The sequence below is a fragment of the Bacteroides gallinaceum genome, from assembly GCF_030373775.1.
Lineage (GTDB): Bacteria > Bacteroidota > Bacteroidia > Bacteroidales > Bacteroidaceae > Phocaeicola > Phocaeicola excrementipullorum.
The window spans coordinates 16495-33059 of the sequence record NZ_JAUDEN010000031.1; the positions used below are offsets into that span (position 1 = coordinate 16495).

At 52.3% G+C, this 16565-nt stretch carries 13 protein-coding genes; 2 read left to right on the forward strand and 11 right to left on the reverse strand.

What is annotated here, in order from left to right:
• Nucleotides 1-216: 216 nt before the first annotated feature.
• Complete coding sequence (gene carB, locus QUW60_RS13215; RefSeq protein ID WP_258339051.1) at nt 217-3441, reverse strand: carbamoyl-phosphate synthase (glutamine-hydrolyzing) large subunit; 3225 nt, start codon at nt 3439-3441, stop codon at nt 217-219.
• Between the two features lie 125 nt (nt 3442-3566).
• On the opposite strand from carB, the gene trpS reads away from it, so the two are divergent.
• Both trpS and QUW60_RS13225 read left to right on the forward strand, forming a co-directional pair.
• The gene (gene trpS, locus QUW60_RS13220; RefSeq protein WP_258339050.1) at nt 3567-4661 is read left to right on the forward strand and encodes a tryptophan--tRNA ligase; all 1095 of its coding nucleotides are present in this window, start codon (nt 3567-3569) and stop codon (nt 4659-4661) included.
• Between the two features lies 1 nt (nt 4662).
• Nucleotides 4663-5994 (forward strand): UDP-N-acetylmuramoyl-tripeptide--D-alanyl-D-alanine ligase, encoded by a 1332-nt coding sequence (locus QUW60_RS13225; RefSeq protein WP_289561040.1) that lies wholly within the window; start codon nt 4663-4665, stop codon nt 5992-5994.
• Between the two features lie 183 nt (nt 5995-6177).
• On the opposite strand, the gene QUW60_RS13230 is transcribed toward QUW60_RS13225, so the two are convergent.
• The 10 genes from QUW60_RS13230 to QUW60_RS13275 all read right to left on the reverse strand — a co-directional run bounded on the left by QUW60_RS13230 (nt 6178) and on the right by QUW60_RS13275 (nt 16255).
• Nucleotides 6178-7587, reverse strand: a complete 1410-nt coding sequence (locus QUW60_RS13230) for an NADH-quinone oxidoreductase subunit N (RefSeq protein ID WP_258339048.1) — start codon at nt 7585-7587, stop codon at nt 6178-6180.
• 37 nt (nt 7588-7624) lie between these two features.
• Nucleotides 7625-9106, reverse strand: coding sequence for a complex I subunit 4 family protein (locus QUW60_RS13235; protein WP_258339047.1), 1482 nt, complete (start codon nt 9104-9106; stop codon nt 7625-7627).
• Nucleotides 9107-9196: 90 nt separating this feature from the next.
• Nucleotides 9197-11089, reverse strand: a complete 1893-nt coding sequence (gene nuoL / locus QUW60_RS13240) for an NADH-quinone oxidoreductase subunit L (protein WP_258339046.1) — start codon at nt 11087-11089, stop codon at nt 9197-9199.
• 34 nt (nt 11090-11123) lie between these two features.
• On the reverse strand, nt 11124-11435 hold the full coding sequence (gene nuoK / locus QUW60_RS13245; protein ID WP_258339045.1) for an NADH-quinone oxidoreductase subunit NuoK: 312 nt from the start codon (nt 11433-11435) through the stop codon (nt 11124-11126).
• Nucleotides 11436-11502: 67 nt separating this feature from the next.
• Nucleotides 11503-12018, reverse strand: a complete 516-nt coding sequence (locus QUW60_RS13250; RefSeq protein ID WP_258339044.1) for an NADH-quinone oxidoreductase subunit J family protein — start codon at nt 12016-12018, stop codon at nt 11503-11505.
• A 37-nt stretch (nt 12019-12055) separates the two neighbouring features.
• Nucleotides 12056-12505: a 4Fe-4S binding protein gene (locus QUW60_RS13255; RefSeq protein WP_258339043.1), complete on the reverse strand. Its 450-nt coding sequence runs from the start codon at nt 12503-12505 to the stop codon at nt 12056-12058.
• 28 nt (nt 12506-12533) lie between these two features.
• Nucleotides 12534-13622 carry an NADH-quinone oxidoreductase subunit NuoH gene (gene nuoH / locus QUW60_RS13260; RefSeq protein WP_258339042.1) on the reverse strand — a complete coding sequence of 363 codons (1089 nt, stop codon included), beginning with the start codon at nt 13620-13622 and terminating at the stop codon, nt 12534-12536.
• Between the two features lie 49 nt (nt 13623-13671).
• The gene (locus QUW60_RS13265) at nt 13672-15291 is read right to left on the reverse strand and encodes an NADH-quinone oxidoreductase subunit D-related protein (RefSeq protein WP_289561046.1); all 1620 of its coding nucleotides are present in this window, start codon (nt 15289-15291) and stop codon (nt 13672-13674) included.
• The gene (locus QUW60_RS13270) at nt 15288-15914 is read right to left on the reverse strand and encodes an NADH-quinone oxidoreductase subunit B (RefSeq protein WP_258339040.1); all 627 of its coding nucleotides are present in this window, start codon (nt 15912-15914) and stop codon (nt 15288-15290) included. The genes QUW60_RS13265 and QUW60_RS13270 overlap by 4 nt, the downstream gene beginning before the upstream one ends.
• Nucleotides 15905-16255 (reverse strand): NADH-quinone oxidoreductase subunit A, encoded by a 351-nt coding sequence (locus QUW60_RS13275; protein WP_258339039.1) that lies wholly within the window; start codon nt 16253-16255, stop codon nt 15905-15907. The genes QUW60_RS13270 and QUW60_RS13275 overlap by 10 nt, the downstream gene beginning before the upstream one ends.
• Between the last annotated feature and the right edge of the window lie 310 nt (nt 16256-16565).

Below are 16565 nucleotides of genomic sequence, written 5' to 3' on the forward strand. Positions count from 1 at the left end.
GAGGCATATGCATCTTGCGACAAAGGAGGGTGTGTCGAAGCACAAATCAACTTTCATTTGGTCATCCAAAGCAAAGCGAAGGAACTGATGCGTGCGAGAGGTTTCACTTCGTTTCCTTGCTTTTTGATAGCCAAAATCTGTTTCGGCACACCCTCAGAATGCTAGAAATCCGCCTTTGGTCTGAGGGCGGATTTCCTTGCAATGTATGGCATTTCCTTATTTGTATTCCTGCCAGCTTTTTATCCGGATATCTTCCAGTTTCGTTTCGCAGAACGCTTCGATGAAGGCTTTTGCCAGGCGTGCGTTTGTAATCAGCGGAATGTTGTGGTCGATGGCTCCGCGGCGGATACGGTATCCGTTGGTGAGTTCCCGTTTCGAGTGATTTTTCGGGATGTTTACGATCAGGTCGAACTTATGTCCGGCAATCATCTTCATTACGTTGTTTTCAGCGTTCGGACGTTCGTCGGGCCAGAATACCGGAGTGGTCGGTACGCCATGCGCATTCAGGAAAGTCGCCGTGCCTGCCGTCGCATAGATCTTGTAGCCTTTCTTGCTGAGCATCTGGCTTGCATCGAGCAGGTCTACCTTCGATTTGGTCGCGCCCGATGACAGCAGTACGCTCTGTTGCGGAATCTTGTAGCCGGTGGCAATCATGGCATTCAGCAAGGCCTCGTTGAAGTCATCGCCCAGACAGCCAACTTCGCCTGTCGATGACATGTCTACTCCCAATACCGGGTCGGCGTTTTGCAGGCGGGCGAACGAGAACTGCGATGCCTTTACTCCAATCCAGTCGATGTCGAATTCCGACTTGTCGGGACGTGAGTAGGGAGCATCGAGCATGATGCGTGTGGCTGTTTCGATGAAGTTGCGCTTCAGCACTTTCGATACAAACGGGAAGCTGCGTGATGCGCGAAGGTTGCACTCGATAACCTTTACTTCGTTTTTGCGTGCAAGATACTGGATGTTGAACGGTCCGGAGATATTCAGCTCTTTGGCTATCTGCCGGCTTATCCTCTTGATCTGGCGTGCAGTGGAGAAGTAGATGTGCTGTGCCGGGAATACCAGCGTGGCATCGCCTGAGTGTACGCCTGCATATTCAATGTGTTCGGATATGGCATACTCCACAATCTCTCCGTTCTGCGCTACGGCGTCAAACTCTATTTCCTTGGTGTTTTGCATGAATTGTGAAACTACGACAGGATATTCTTTCGACACTTCGCTTGCCATCTGAAGGAAGCGGGTCAGCTCTTCTTCATCGTAGCATACATTCATGGCCGCACCGCTCAGCACATACGACGGGCGTACCAGTACGGGATAGCCAACTTTGCCGACAAAATCCTTTACGTCATCAAGGCTGGTCAGTTCTTGCCATGCCGGCTGGTCGATGCCCAACTGGTCGAGCATGGCGGAGAACTTGTTGCGGTTTTCCGCACGGTCTATTGATATGGGCGATGTCCCGAGTACGGGAACCGACTGGCGGTAGAGTTTCATCGCCAGATTGTTCGGAATCTGTCCTCCTACGGAAACGATGACTCCGCGCGGCTGTTCCAGGTCGATGACGTCGAGCACGCGTTCAAACGAGAGTTCGTCGAAATACAGGCGGTCGCACATGTCATAGTCTGTAGATACCGTTTCCGGGTTATAGTTGATCATGATTGACTTGTATCCCAGATGTCGTGCGGTCTGTATGGCATTTACCGAGCACCAGTCAAATTCAACCGATGACCCGATACGGTAAGCGCCCGATCCAAGCACGACAACCGATTTCTCATTCTTGTAGTAGTTCACGTCGTATCCCTCCACGGAGTACGTCATGTACAGGTAGTTGGTCAGTTCCGGATGTTCGGATGCCACCGTGTTGATGCGTTTCACGGCCGGCAGTATGCCCAGCTTCTTGCGGTATTCGCGGACGGCCAGGTTTTCTTTCTCCATGTTTCCCGATTTTGGTTTCAGCACGAACCGGGCGATCTGGAAGTCGGAGAATCCCAGAATTTTCGCTTCGCGCACGATTTCGGGGGTAAGTTCTTCCAGCGTATTGTATGCAAGCAGTTTATTCTTGAAGTCTACAATGTTTTTCAGCTTGCCGATGAACCACGGGTCAATTCTTGTCAGTTCGTAGATGCGCTCGATTGTGTATCCTTCTTCCAATGCCTGGGCGATTGCAAAAATGCGCAGATCGGTAGGATGTTCCAGTTCGTCGTCAAGGTTCGTGAATCTTGTGTGGTCGTTGCCCACAAATCCATGCATCCCTTGTCCGATCATGCGGAGGCCTTTTTGGATGATTTCTTCAAACGTGCGTCCGATTGACATGATTTCGCCTACAGACTTCATGCTCGATCCGATGCGGTGTGAAACTCCGGCAAATTTGTTCAGGTCCCAGCGGGGAATCTTGCAGATAATGTAGTCGAGCGAGGGAGCCACGTATGCCGAGTTGGGCGTTCCCATTTCTCCGATTTCGTCCAGCGTATATCCGAGTGCGATTTTTGCGGCTACAAAAGCCAGCGGATAGCCTGTTGCTTTTGAGGCCAGTGCCGACGAACGGCTGAGTCGGGCATTTACCTCGATGATGCGATAGTCGTTTGTGTCAGAGTTGAATGCGTACTGAATGTTGCATTCGCCTACAATGTTCAGATGCCGGATGCACTGTCTTGACAGTGTCTGCAGTTGCTCCACTTCGTTTTCGGTAAGCGAGCAGGTAGGAGCTACGACAATGGATTCGCCCGTATGGATGCCCAGCGGATCAAAGTTCTCCATGCTCGCTACGGTAAAGCAGTGGTCGTTGGCATCTCGTATCACTTCAAATTCGATTTCTTTCCAGCCTTTCAAGGATTCTTCCACCAGTATCTGGGGCGAGAAGGTGAAGGCGCTCTCCGCCAGTTCGATGAATTTCTCTTCGTCCGGACAGATTCCGCTGCCGAGTCCTCCTAAGGCATAGGCCGAACGGATCATTACGGGGTATCCTATTTTGCGTGCAGCTTCAAGCGCTTCCTGCATGTTGCATACGGCCTGGCTGACGGGGGTTTTCAGGTCTACTTCTTTCAGCTTCTTTACAAAGAGGTCGCGGTCTTCTGTATTCATGATGGCTTCCACCGATGTGCCGAGCACTTCCACGCCATATTCTTTCAAGATTCCGTTCCGGTAAAGTTCGGTTCCGCAGTTCAGCGCGGTCTGTCCGCCGAAAGCCAGCAGTATGCCGTCCGGACGTTCCTTTTTGATTATTTCTGTTACAAAATAAGGTGTTACGGGCTGGAAGTATACCCGATCGGCAATGCCTTCGGATGTTTGGATTGTCGCAATGTTCGGATTGATCAGTACGGAGCGTATCCCCTCTTCCCGGAGAGCCTTCAGCGCCTGTGAGCCTGAATAGTCAAATTCTCCTGCCTGGCCTATTTTCAAGGCTCCGGAGCCGAGTACCAGGACTTTCTTAAGTTGTTTTTTCATGTGTATATCGTAGTTTTATAGTTGGATAATCAAAGGATTATATGCAAAGAAAAGAATTTATTTTGAAGAAAACAAAGTATTTGGTTATCTTTGCTGCATTTAAAAATAAATTTACAACGAGAAAAATGAAAAAGCAAAAGATTATTCTGACGGGCGACCGTCCGACCGGAAAACTGCATATCGGTCATTATGTAGGCTCGCTTCGCCGTCGGGTAGAGCTTCAGGACAGCGGTCTGTACGACCGTATTTTTGTGTTTGAAGCCGACGGTCAGGCTCTTACTGACAATATAGATAATCCTGCCAAGGTGCGTTCCAATGTGATGGAAGTGGCGCTCGACTATCTTTCTGTGGGCTTGGACCCTTCGCGTACCACACTCTTTATCCAGAGCCAGATTCCGGAACTGTGCGAACTGTCGTTCTATTTCCTAGATCTGGTAAGCGTGGCGCGTCTGCAGCGCAATCCTACGGTAAAGACAGAGATTGGCATGCGCGGTTTTGGCGAGGGGATTCCCGCCGGGTTCTTCACCTATCCTGTGAGCCAGGCTGCCGATATCGCTGCCTTCCGTGCTACTCATGTGCCTGCCGGCGAAGATCAGGAACCGATGATTGAGCAGTGCCGCGAAATAGTCCGCCGGTTCAACTACATCTATGGGAATACATTGGTGGAGCCGGAAATTATGCTGCCTGACAATTCGGCCTGCCTGCGTCTTCCGGGAACAGATGGAAAGGCGAAGATGAGCAAGTCGTTGGGCAACTGCATCTATTTGTCGGACAGCGCTGATGAGGTGGAACGCAAGGTGAAGTCAATGTATACTGATCCGGGTCATCTTCGTGTGAGCGATCCCGGCAAGATAGAGGGCAATACTGTGTTTACTTATCTCGATGCCTTCTGCCGTCCCGAACATTTTGAGCGTTATCTGCCCGATTATCCTTCGCTGGATGAGTTGAAGGCGCATTACAAGCGCGGCGGTCTGGGCGACATGAAGGTGAAGAAGTTCTTGGCTGCCGTGATGCAGGAAACGCTCGAGCCGATCCGCAAGCGTCGCAGCGAGTATGAGAAAGATATTCCTTCGGTATACGAAATATTGCGCAAAGGCTGTGAACAGGCCCGAGAGGTAGCTGCCGCGACAATGGCCGATGTGCGCCGTGCGATGAGAATTGATTATTTTGAAGACGAAAGCCTGATAGACGAATTCCAACGTAGCGGAAAGGAGGATTAAGATGACGGATGTCGGCGCATTATACCGTGTATTCCTTTCTTGTCCGGGAGGCGTGGTGACCGACAGCCGCCGTCCGGTTCCGGGAGCTATGTTTGTAGCTTTGAAAGGAGAGAGTTTCGACGGGAATCTTTTTGCCGGCAAGGCATTGGAGGGCGGATGCAGCTATGCGGTGGTGGATGATCCAGGGGTTATTCCTTCGGATGATTCTGCCCGTTACTTGTTGGTGGATGACGGGCTGGATGCGTTGAGGCTGCTGGCTCGCGAGCATCGCAGGAAATTGGGCACCCGCCTAATTGGAGTTACCGGCACGAACGGGAAAACAACGACGAAAGAATTGCTGCGTGCGGTTCTTTCTCGGCATTTCCGTGTATTGGCCACAGAGGGTAATCTGAACAATGATATCGGTGTGCCGCTTACTCTGCTCCGCCTTCGTCCTGAGCATGAAGTCGGAATCGTTGAAATGGGGGCAAGCCATCCGGGGGATATCCGTCGCCTGGTGGAGGTGGCGGAACCGGATTTCGGGATCATCACCAATGTGGGAGAAGCCCATCTGCAAGGTTTCGGTTCAATCGAAGGGGTAGCCCGCACGAAAGGAGAACTGTACGATTTTCTTCGTTTGCGTAAGGGTTCGCAAATCTTTCTGAATGCTGACGACTCACGTCTTTGCATGATGGCTGCTGGTCTGGATGCTGTTGCATACGGCACTTCCGGCAACGTCCGCATTTGGGGAGAGAGCATGGAATCTGCATCGTCAGACCCTTGTTTTTCTTTTGCATGGCGGGACTGCAATTGTCCGGACGCATTGTATAAAGTGCATACTTGCTTGGTTGGGGCCTATAACCTCCCGAATGTGCTTGCGGCCTGCGCTGTGGGAATCCGTTTTGGAGTTTCTCCGGAAGATATTTGTGCAGGCATCGAAAGCTATGTTCCCATACAGGGCCGTTCACGTCTGGTCAAAACGGAGCGTAACCGTGTGGTAGCGGATGCTTACAATGCCAATCCCACGAGCATGGAAGCGGCATTGTGTAATTTTGCCCGGATGGAGGCACCGCATAAGATGGCGGTTTTGGGAGATATGAAAGAGCTTGGCGAGGCATCCGGCCGTGACCATCGCCGTATTCTTGAGCTTGCCTTCGGTTTGGGGCTCGACCGGCTGATTGTTGTGGGGCCGGAGTTTGCTTCTGCTTTGTCTGCCGGGGATATTCCGGTAGAAAACTATCCGGACGCTGCAGCAGTGGGCGAATTGTTTCGGAAGACCAGGCCGGAAGGTTTCTTGATTCTTTTGAAAGGTTCGCATAGTATGACTCTTGAATCGCTCCTTCCGTTGTTATAAGACCTATCCGGCCCTCTTTCGGCAGGGCGTTGCGTCTGTTATCTGGTAAAGCATAAAAAGGAAGCGGAACCGCACAATGTGCTGCGCGGTTCCGCTTCCTTTTTTATGGAAATTCCTCTAAAGTAAGAGGTTGGGGAAGCTTTTGTCATCAATAAGCCTCCCCTTGGGCTTTGTCTGAACTGTTTATTGCATTGACAAACCGGTCAGCCAGTCGTAAACTCCGCTGCATATACCCAGAACCAGGATACCGGCAAGGCAAATGATCAGTCCTGTACGTGCCAGAGCCGGCGAACGGAATGCCGGTGCCGGAGATTCTGTCGGAGTGATGAACATCGCTTTTACTACCAGTAGATAGTAGTAGAGTGAAATGATTGTGTTCACCAAAGCCAGGAATACGACGAGCCAGTGTCCTGCATGGAATGCCGAAGCAAACACGAAGAACTTCGAGAAGAAGCCGGCGAACGGAGGGATACCTCCCAAAGAGAACAGTGCCAGCGTCATAATGAAGGTCAGGTGCGGGTTTGTGCGGTAGAATCCGTTGTAAGCGTCGCGGTCGGTACGTCCGGTCTGCTGTTCAACGATTCCGATGATGCCGAATATTGCCAGGTTTGCAACCACATAGACTGCCAGGTAATAAACCAGCGAGGCGATACCTTGTCCGCTGTCGGCCAATGTGCCAAGCACCAGATAACCGGCTTGAGAGATACTACTGTAAGCCATGAATCGTTTCATGTCTTTTTGCAATACGGCAAAGAGGTTAGCTACGGTGATTGTGACTACGATGACAATGCCCAGCATCAGGCTCCAGTTTTCTACCATCTGTGCGAAAACCTTCATCATGATGGCTGTCAGCGCAAAGGCTGCAGCACCTTTGGATACCACTGAAAGGTATCCGGTAACCGGTGTCGGCGCTCCTTGATAAGTATCGGGAGTCCATGCGTGGAACGGCACAAGGCTGATCTTGAATCCCAGTCCGGCAAAGAAGAACACCATGGCCGCAATTTGCAGCGGAGTGCCTGTCAGCATAGCTGCCGCATCAGTAAAGTAAGCGGTTCCGCTCGTTCCGTAAATCATTGACACGCCATAAAGCATCAGTGCGGAAGAAAACATCGAGCTGAGCACGAACTTCGCTCCGGCCTCTGCGCTGTGGTGGCGCCATTTGTCGAGTGCCACGAGGCAGGCCATCGGGATGCTGGCTGTTTCCAGACCGATATAGAATGTCAGGAAGCTTCCGGAGCTGACCATGAGGTACATTCCGAAAAGCGTGCTGAGCGTGAGCGTATAGAATTCGCCGGCCTTGTGGCTGGTATCTTCGCGTTCAAGCCAGCGTCCGGCAAGTGTAAACACCAGCAGGGTTCCTGCGGTTAATATCGCTTTTACAGCCGATGCGATGGAGGTGTTTGCATACATTCCTCCGAAGGCCTCTCCTGCGGGCTCGGTCAGACAGAGCACTGTCAGCGCGAGTGTCAGGACGACGGCCAGCGCCTGCAACGGCTTGTGGTTAGGCCGTTTCAGGATGAGGTCTGCCAGCAGCATGATGATAATCGCTGCCACCATTCCCAGTTCGGCCTGCATTGATAAGAATCCGTTCATGATATGAATGAATATTTATAGTTAATAGTTTGATCTTTTATCTCATCAGTTGGCTGATAATCGGTTCTACGCTGCCGCTGATTACATCGCTTGCCCACCAGGGTGCGAGTCCCAGTCCGGCTACAGCTGCGATCAGGCAGATCACGGCAAGACGTTCGTCCCACGTTGCGTCTGTCAGTTTCAGATGTTCCGGGTTCTGGCAGGTTCCGTAGAGGATTTTGCCTACAACGCGCAAGATATATACGGCAGTGATTACGATACTCATGGTAGCGATTACGGTGCAAGCGCGGTGGAACACGTCGTTCACCTGGAATGAGCCGGTGAATACAGTCATTTCGGCGATGAAGCCGCTCAGACCCGGCAGACCCAGATTGGCAAGACCGGCAATCACATAGCCTACAGAAAGGAACGGCATAATTTTCATCAGACCGCTCAGCTGACGGATGTCACGGGTGTGCGTGCGGCCGTAGATCATACCGATGAGGGCAAAGAAGAGGGCCGTCATGAGTCCGTGGCTCAACATCTGCAGAATGGCACCGGTGGCGCTTACGCGCGTCATCATCAGCAGGGCAAAGAGCACGAGGCCGCAGTGGCTTACCGAAGAATACGCATTGATGTATTTCAGGTCAGTCTGTACGACAGCACTGAACGCTCCGTAGACAACCGAGATAGTGGTCAGAATCAGGAAGAAGTCACCCCACATGGCTGCGCCTGTCGGCATCAGATACATGGCTACACGGAAGCATCCGTAACCTCCCAGTTTCATCAGTACGCCGGCATGGAGCATACTTACGGCTGTCGGCGCTGAAGCATGACCGTCGGGGCTCCATGTATGGAAGGGGAACAAGGCTCCCAGCACGCCGAATCCCAGGAATGTCAGCGGGAAGAAAATCTGCTGGATTTCAGTAGGAATCTTTTGCTTTACGATTTCGAGGATGTTCATTGTTTCACCGCCCGCACCGTAGTAGATGCCCAGGATGCCGATCAGCAGGAAAGCAGAACCTCCCATCAGCATCAGAGTCAGCTTCATGGCTGCATATTCTTTGCGTCCGCTTCCCCATACGCCGATCAGCAAGTACATCGGGATGAGCGCAACTTCGTAGAACATGAACATGGTAAACAGGTCGGTTGAAATGAAGAAACCGAATACTCCCGTGCTCAGCAGCGTGAACCACAGGAAATATTCCTTGGTGAGCGGTTTCAGCTTCCAGGATGCAAATGTTCCGGTAAATACAATGATGGCACTCAGGAGCAGCATCACCACAGATATGCCGTCAACACCTACCGAATAGCAGATGTGGAGCGGAGCATACCACATGATGCTGTCGGTGAACAGCATTTCTTCGGTGGCTCCGCCTTGGCGCATGCCGATATAAGTGACGGTAAGCCATGTAGCAAGCACCATCAGGGCGGAGGAGCCGACCACCATCACTGCCTTTACCTGACTGACATTGCGGGCAATCCAAAGTCCCAGCAGCATCAGCAGAGGTATCAGTACAAATAGACTTAATATATTCATCTTTTCTTGAATTAATAGTTGATAGTTAACAGTTAATCGTTGCCGGCGGCAATGAACCGTCTTCCGTTATTCATTGTTTATAGCCGGACATTAACTGAGCAAAAGTATTATCACCAGTACAATGATACCTCCGAAGAACCACTGAGTATATGTCTGGATCTTACCGTTCTGCAACGGCTGGATAGTTCCTCCGGCAGCATTTGTACACCAGGCCATGAAGTTCATGAACTGGTCGATAGCGTGGCGGTCAAACCATGCCAGCGGTGTGGAGATGCAGCGGAAGATGATCTTCTTCGTCACGAACATCCATACTTCGTCCATATAGAAGCGCTTGTAGGCTGCGCGGTGAAGGGTTGCAAAGCGTTTTGCCAGCATGTCTGCCACCGGCTGTCTGTCGCGCGCATACATCCATGTTGCCAGTGCAATGGCTACGAGAGCCACAACAACGCTGGTCACGGCCACGTTCATGTCGAGGTGGATGTCGTATGCGTGCCCGTTAGACGAAACGAAGTGTCCGAACGGCTGTATCCATCCGCATACGATTGTGATGAGTGCCAGGAACATCAGCGGGAATGTCATGCTCAGCGGGCTTTCATGCGGCGTGTGGTGTTCGTGCAGTTCCTTGTTTTCCGTGCCCCAGAAGATGCCATAATACAGGCGGAACATATAGAATGCGGTCATGCCCGCGATAACGGTCATGATCCAGCCCATAGCCGGGCTGAACTGGAAGCAGGCTGCCAGAATTTCATCTTTAGAGAAGAAGCCTGAGAACGGGGGAATACCGGCAATGGCCAGACACGCGATCAGGAATGTGATGTGCGTGATAGGCATGTATTTGCGCAGGCCTCCCATGGTTGACATCTCGTTGCTGTGTACGGCATGGATAATACATCCGGCTCCCAGGAAGAGCAATGCCTTGAACATGGCGTGGGTGAACAGGTGGAACATGCCGGCCATGTATCCCAGGCCGCCTTCGTGCGGGTCCATAGAGGTGCAGACGCCCAGCGCCACCATCATGAAACCGATCTGAGAGATGGTCGAGAAGGCAAGCACGCGTTTGATGTCGCTCTGTGCGCAGGCAACGCTGGCAGCATAGAATGCGGTGAATGCGCCGACGTAGGCAACGATGTGGAGCGTTTCAGGTGCAAAGCCGATGAACAGCGGGAACATGCGGGCAACCAGATATACACCGGCAACGACCATGGTAGCCGCATGGATGAGAGCCGAAACCGGAGTCGGGCCTTCCATCGCGTCGGGAAGCCAGATGTGCAGCGGGAACATGGCACTCTTGCCGGCACCGCCGACAAACATCAGTCCCAGAGCCAGCGGCAGCACCATTCCGGCCTGCATCAGACGTTCCTGTGCAGGATCGAACTCGAATGTCTGCATGTAGTAGCCATAGATGAGGATACCGATCAGGAATCCCAGGTCGGCGAAGCGGGTTACGATGAATGCTTTCTTGCTGGCTGCAATGGCTTCAGGCTTGGTATAGTAGAATCCGATGAGCAGGTAAGAAGAAACACCCACCAGTTCCCAGAACACATACATCTGGAAGATGTTGGTGGCAACCACCAGTCCCAGCATAGACATGGAAAAGAGCGACAGGAAAGCGTAGTAACGCTGGAAGCCAACCTCTCCTTTCATGTAGCCGAAAGAGTAGATGTGCACCATGAGTGACACGGTCGAGATAACCACGAGCATCATTACCGAGATCGGGTCGAGCAGGATGCCCATGTCAATGTGGAGCGATTCCGTGAACGGCAACCACTCGAAGTTCCACGGCATAAGCGTTTCGAATGTGCCGTCAGCCGTGCGCGGAGCCGTGAAGTAGCGGAAAGCTGTCAGATAGCTCAGTACAGTCACGATGCCCAGCGAGATCGTGCCGATGGTACCGGCCACCTTGTGCGGCATCTTCATGCCTGCAAGCCCGAGCAGCAGAAAGCTGAGCATCGGCAACGCGAGTATCAGAATTGTATATTCCATAAAATTATTCAGTTTGAATTGTTTTTAAAGTTCACTATCCTTTCAGGTCTGTGATGTCATCTGTAAGGATCTGCTTCATGTTACGGTAGACATTGATGATGATTGCGATGGCCACCGCCGTTTCGGCAGCTGCTACCGCAATGCCGAACATGCTGAAGAAATGTCCTTCGAGCTGGTCGGGAAAGAGGTAGCGGTTGAACACCGCGAAATTGATGTTTGCCGCATTGAGCATCAGTTCCACCGAGATGAGGATGGCCAGCAGGTTCTTGCGCGTGAAGAATCCGTAGACTCCGCAGAACAGCATCACTGTACTGACAACCAGATAGTGTACGACATGTATTTCCATTTCTTAAAATTTTAAATTTTTGTATTCCGCCATTCTGCCGTTAAGCCGGCTGCGGGCGGACAGTCGTTTATTTTTCTTTTCTCGCAATCAGTATCGCGCCGATCATGCAGGCCAGCAGCAGTACACTCACAGCCTCGAAAGGCAGCAGGAACTGATACTTGTCCATGCCCATCAGTGCCATTCCGATTTTCTCTACGGGAAGTTCGTCGCCCTGCGGGATTACATTCAGCGCGAAGCCGTTTGTCATTATCAGGAAGAGCATGAGGCCCGCGCCTACGATGACCGATGCCAGTACACTGAGCAGCTTGGCACAGCTGACGGGGTATTTCATGTCTTTGTTCGAGCGGGTAAGCATGATAGAGAACACGTAGAGCACGACGATACCTCCGGCATAAACCATCAACTGTACGGCGCCCAGGAAGGTGTATCCCAGGATTCCGTAGATTGCTGCTGTGCCGAAAAGCACGAACAGCAGGTAGGTGGCTGCTCTCAGAAGCCGTCCGGTCGTTACGGCCATCACCGAGAATACGGTGATGCACGCTGCTACGACGTAGAACACTATTTCTTGAAGTGATATACTCATATTGTTATAGTCTTATATTATGGAAGAAAGCCCTCCGTTATTTTTTGTTGAGTGTCAGCACAAGTTTGTCCTTTTCGAACACGGCGTTCTCGAAATCGTTCGTAAACTTGATCGCGTCGTGCGGGCAGACGTTCACGCAAAGCATGCAGAACATGCAGGAGCCCAGGTTGTACTCGTACTTCACCAGTACCTTCTTTTTCTTTCCCTCTTCGGTTTCGCGCATTTCCGTAGTGAGCTTGATGGTGCCGTTCGGGCAGTTCATCTGGCAGAGGCCGCACGCGATGCACTTGTGGTTGCCTTCCTCGTCGGCAGGCAGGGTGAGGAGTGCGCGGTGGCGTTCGGGAATGTGGAGCGTGGTATGGCGGTTTTCGGGGTACTGCTCAGTAATCTTTTTCTGGCAGAACACCTTCATCGAAGTGCCCATACCTGTCAGCAGGCTTTTCACGCCGCCGGCATAACCTTCCAAGTATTCTTTCAAACTACTCATCTTATTGTTCATTTTAGCGTTTCACAACTTAAAAAGTCCATCCCATCAGCGTGCAGAATGTCATGAGCACGAGCACTACCAGCGACGACGGCATCAGGTATTTCCATTCCAGCGTCAGGATCTGGTCGATACGCAGACGAGGATAGGTCCAGCGGATCCACATCAGCAGGAAGATGATGACAAACGTTTTTCCGAGGAACCATACGATTCCGGGAATGTAGTCCATCACAGCGTTGAATCCGTCGAGTCCGGGAATGTGCAGCGGCATCCATCCGCCCAGGAAGAGCGTTACGGCGATACCGGCAGTGATGAAGAGGTTCATGTATTCGGCCAAATAGAAGAAGCCGAAATGCATGCCCGAATATTCGGTGTGGTAGCCGGCGGTAAGTTCCTGTTCGGCTTCGGCAAGGTCAAACGGGCCGCGGTTGGCTTCGGCGTTGCCGGCAATCAGGTAGATGACGAATGCCAGAATAGCCGGAATGTGTCCCTTGAAAAGGTTCCAGCCGTCCGCCTGGCCCATTACTATTTCGTGGATGTCCATCGTTCCGGCCATCACTACCATGGTGAGTACGGAGATTCCGATGGAAAGTTCGTAGCTGATGATCATGGCGCCGCTACGCATGGCACCCATCAGCGTATACTTGCTGTCGCTGCTCCATCCGGCGAGCAGGATGCCCAGCACGCCGATTGACGAAGCCGCCAGCACGAAGAAGATACCGATATTCATGTGCAGGATGAGTCCTCCGTTATGCCATGGCAGGCATGAGAACGTGAATATCGAGGCAAGGATCACGAGGTAGGGTGCCAGCGCATAAAGGAATTTGTCCACATGTGCCGGAGTAAAGATTTCCTTGATGAGCATCTTCAGCACGTCGGCCGGCACCTGCAGCAGACCGCCTTTTCCGCCTACGCGGTTCGGACCAAGGCGGCATTGGAATGCGGCGCACACCTTGCGTTCCATGTAGATCATGACCACGGCCAGAGCAGCATAGAGCAGGATGATGATCACGCCCACAATGATGCCTTCAATCGTGAGGGCCGCCCACTCGGGCATCACGCCGCACAGGGCGGTGTGGATGGCAGAGGTAAGCGACTCCAGGTTATAATAATCGTTCATAGGTTTTCAGTTATTCTAAATTCTTCGTTCTAAATTCTTCATTCTTCACTTATCTGTCGATATCCGGAATCACGAAGTCGACCGATGCGCCGATGGCGATGAGGTCGGCAAACTTCCATCCGCGGCAGAGCGTGTCCATGGCCTGTACCAGCGGCAGTCCCGTCGAGCGGAAGTGCATGCGGTACGGTGTCTTGTCGCCTCGGCTTTCGATCATCACGCCGAATTCTCCGCGGCTCGCTTCTACGGCCGAGGTCCATATGCCTTCGGGCAGCTTGATGATCGGTTTCGTTTTCACGCGGTATTCGCCTTCCGGAATGTTGTCGATGAGCTGTTCGATGATGCGGCACGACTCAACGATTTCGTCCATACGGACCATGTAGCGTGCGAACGAGTCGCAGGTGTCGTAGGTGATTTCCTTGAAGTCTACCTTGTCATATACGCCGTAAGGCATACGCTTGCGCACATCGTTCTTCCATCCTGCGGCACGTCCCGTACCTCCGGTGCATCCCAGAGAGATGGCATCTTCCTTCGACAGGATGCCCACGCCCTTCAGACGGGTGTCGGCGATGACGTTTCCGGTAAAGATACGGTGATAGTCGGGAAGCACTTTCTTCAGGTGGGCGATGAATTCCTTCACCTTCTGGCAGAAAGTGGGATGAATGTCATCCTGCACGCCGCCGATAAGGTTGTAGTGCTGTATCAGACGTCCGCCGGTAGTTTCTTCGAAGATGTCGAGGATCATTTCCCTTTCGCGGAATCCGTAGAAGAACGGAGTCATGGCACCCATATCCAGCACCAGGCATGAGTAGAACAGCAGGTGCGAGTCGATACGTTGCAGCTCGTCCATGATGGTACGGATATACTTCACACGTTCCGAAACCTCGATTCCGGCTGCCTTTTCGATACACATGCACAGCGCGTGGCGGCTCTGGTGTGCGCTCAGATAGTCCAGACGGTCGGTCATGCCCAGCGTCTGCGGATAAGTGAGGCTTTCGTTCATCTTTTCGATGCCGCGGTGGATGTATCCCAGCACGGGGTCGACCTTGGTGATCACCTCGCCGTCAAGTCCGATACGCATGCGGAGCGCGCCGTGTGTTGACGGGTGCTGCGGACCCATGTTCACCACAAAATCGTTTTCGCCGAAGATGCGGTGGTCGATGCCTTCCAGCGTGCCGTCCTTGCGCAGGCGGTATTCTTTTGTAAAGTCAGCGTTGATTTCGTTGTCCAGACGCAGCGGATTCGAGTTCATGTCGTAGTCCTTGCGGAGCGGCCATCCGATCCAGTCCTCGCGCAGGAACAGGCGGCGCATGTCGGGATGTCCCGTAAAGCGGATGCCGAAGAAGTCGTACACCTCGCGTTCTTTTATCAGTGCGGTTTTCCATAAGTCGCTCACGGTGGGCAGCAGCGGCGTTTCGCGGTCGGCTGTAGCCGTGCGCAGCGCAATCTGTTCGCCCGTGGCGGTTGATTCCATGAAATACACGGCACCCAGACCTTCTTCTCCCCAGTCCATGCCCACAATGTCACGCAAAAAGTCCATCGGACTCTGCGGGTCGTTTCTCAGCGCTTCCGCGGTCTGGTGGAATACTTCCAGGGGAACTTTGATGACTCCGGCGTTTCCCGGACATTCTTCCGCCCCTTTTATTGTTTTCAATACATCGTCACGTTTCATTCGTCACCTCCTTCCTTGTTGGCGGCGTTTGCTTTTTCCGCCTCTTCTTTCGGTTGCTTGTGGTTTACTCCTCCCAGGAAGCGTTCCACCTTCATCTTCCGCTGCAGCTGCATAAGTCCGTAGAAGAATGCTTCGGGGCGCGGCGGACAGCCCGGAATGAACACATCCACGGGGATCACCTTATCGATGCCGTTCACTACGTTGTAGGATTTGATGAACGGACCTCCGGAGATGGTGCATCCGCCCACAGCCACCACGTATTTCGGGTCGGCCATCTGATCGTACAGACGCTTCATCACCGGTGCTGTGCGGTAGGTGATGGTTCCCATCACGATGAGCACGTCGGCCTGGCGCGGAGAGTTTCGGGTCACTTCGAATCCGAAGCGGGCCATGTCATAGCGTCCGGCTCCCAGAGCCATGAACTCGATGGCGCAGCAGCTCGTTCCGAGCAGCAGTCCCCACACCGAGTTGCTCCGTCCCCAGTTGATCAGCCTGTCTACTGTGGTAAGAATCACTCCGGCACCCTCATCGTTGAGCTGCTTTACCAGGCTCTCCAGGTAGTCGTTGTTTTTGAACTCCTCATACTTCATGGAGCGTATCGGAGCAAGTTTCTTTACTTCCATTCCAACGCTCCTTTCCGCCAGGCGTAAGCCAAGCCCAGCACTAAGATTACAAGGAATACTGTAACGCTCGCCACCGCAACGAGTCCCGCCTTCTGGGCTACAGCAGCCCACGGAAAGAGGAATACGGTTTCGATGTCGAACATCAGAAACAGAATGGCAAAGAGGTAGTAGCCCGCCTTGAACTGAATCCATGATTGTCCTCGGGTGGGAATACCACATTCATAAGGTTCGCCTTTCTGCGGGTTGAATGAACGGGGAGCTAAAAGCTTGGCTATGCAGATAGCCGCCGTTACCAATACAACAGCCGTTAGAATAACGACAACAATAAACGTAAAAAACATATATTAAGTGTTTTAAATGATGTTTCTCTATGCGCATTGATTGCTTTCTCGGCGGCGTTTCCCCTGCCGTAAAGTGTTCTCGAAATTGCCAAATGCCATGCGTTTCGCATAGGGATGGAACCACAAGATTCTGTTAACAACCAATAAAAACACCGCAAAGGTAGATAATTATCCCTATTTATGCGAAATTTATGTGGTAAAAACGCTTAAAATATTTGCGTTGTATTTTTATTCACAAAAGGTATCGGGGAGCTGCTTGCCGGACGAGCGGATACGCGGGTGTCACTGCATCCGGAAAAATGCGGGCATC

Coding starts and splice junctions, on each gene's coding strand:
- nuoL (WP_258339046.1), bottom strand. CDS start 11,089: ATGGAATATACAATTCTGATACTCGCGTTGCCGATGCTCAGCTTTCTG.
- carB (WP_258339051.1), bottom strand. CDS start 3,441: ATGAAAAAACAACTTAAGAAAGTCCTGGTACTCGGCTCCGGAGCCTTG.
- QUW60_RS13255 (WP_258339043.1), bottom strand. CDS start 12,505: ATGAGTAGTTTGAAAGAATACTTGGAAGGTTATGCCGGCGGCGTGAAA.
- nuoK (WP_258339045.1), bottom strand. CDS start 11,435: ATGGAAATACATGTCGTACACTATCTGGTTGTCAGTACAGTGATGCTG.
- QUW60_RS13235 (WP_258339047.1), bottom strand. CDS start 9,106: ATGAATATATTAAGTCTATTTGTACTGATACCTCTGCTGATGCTGCTG.
- QUW60_RS13265 (WP_289561046.1), bottom strand. CDS start 15,291: ATGAAACGTGACGATGTATTGAAAACAATAAAAGGGGCGGAAGAATGT.
- QUW60_RS13275 (WP_258339039.1), bottom strand. CDS start 16,255: ATGTTTTTTACGTTTATTGTTGTCGTTATTCTAACGGCTGTTGTATTG.
- QUW60_RS13230 (WP_258339048.1), bottom strand. CDS start 7,587: ATGAACGGATTCTTATCAATGCAGGCCGAACTGGGAATGGTGGCAGCG.
- QUW60_RS13270 (WP_258339040.1), bottom strand. CDS start 15,914: ATGGAAGTAAAGAAACTTGCTCCGATACGCTCCATGAAGTATGAGGAG.
- trpS (WP_258339050.1), top strand. CDS start 3,567: ATGAAAAAGCAAAAGATTATTCTGACGGGCGACCGTCCGACCGGAAAA.
- QUW60_RS13250 (WP_258339044.1), bottom strand. CDS start 12,018: ATGAGTATATCACTTCAAGAAATAGTGTTCTACGTCGTAGCAGCGTGC.
- QUW60_RS13225 (WP_289561040.1), top strand. CDS start 4,663: ATGACGGATGTCGGCGCATTATACCGTGTATTCCTTTCTTGTCCGGGA.
- nuoH (WP_258339042.1), bottom strand. CDS start 13,622: ATGAACGATTATTATAACCTGGAGTCGCTTACCTCTGCCATCCACACC.